Here is a 255-nt window from a genome sequence, read left to right as displayed (position 1 = left end):
CAGACCTCATGACTCGTTTAGCTGACATCTCACTTTTCACCATAATAATACAGTCATCAGCGTAGCGAACGAACTGTAATCCTCGATTTTCTAATTCCCTATCCAATTCGTTCAGCATAATATTACTGAGTAAGGGAGATAAGTTTCCTCCTTGCGGAGTGCCTATCACTGTTTCCTTATATTCTTCATCAATTTGTACGCCACTCACCAAGAATTTACGGATGAGTGAGATTACGTCCCCATCATCAATGGTTC

1 protein-coding gene is annotated in these 255 nt (G+C 40.8%); it reads right to left on the bottom strand.

Annotated features, from left to right (window positions below; all coding sequences use genetic code 11):
- Positions 1-255 (bottom strand): reverse transcriptase domain-containing protein (locus tag PZE06_RS34320; RefSeq protein WP_275792595.1); only part of this gene is annotated, 255 nt, incomplete at both ends.

Source organism: Robertmurraya sp. DFI.2.37 (assembly GCF_029211245.1).
Taxonomy (GTDB): Bacteria; Bacillota; Bacilli; order Bacillales; family Cytobacillaceae; genus Robertmurraya; species Robertmurraya methanolica_A.
Note: the sequence above shows the minus strand (reverse complement) of the source record. Positions and strands in the feature narration are given on the sequence as shown.